We start from the raw sequence: 204 nt of genomic DNA, 5'->3' as shown, positions 1-204 counted from the left end.
GTGTTGTGACCTTCACCCCAACGGATAAATCTTACTCAGGTGATGTGGTTCCAGTTAAGGTTCAAGGTAAAGATACAAACGGAACAGTTGCTGAAACAACTTACACACCGAAGATCACTCCAGTTGTCCCAACTGCTAATCCTGCAACATCTACAGACATCCAAGGTCAAACTCAAACAGGTAAACCAACCTTCACCGAAGGAA

1 protein-coding gene is annotated in these 204 nt (G+C 44.1%); it reads left to right on the top strand.

All coding sequences use genetic code 11. The features are described from left to right. Positions 1 to 204, top strand: a 204-nt coding sequence (locus HMPREF2867_RS08600) for a hypothetical protein (protein ID WP_141751021.1), incomplete at both ends; no start/stop codon positions are given.

This window comes from Streptococcus sp. HMSC064H09 (assembly GCF_001812625.1).
In the GTDB taxonomy this organism is placed as follows: domain Bacteria; phylum Bacillota; class Bacilli; order Lactobacillales; family Streptococcaceae; genus Streptococcus.
Note: the sequence above shows the minus strand (reverse complement) of the source record. Positions and strands in the feature narration are given on the sequence as shown.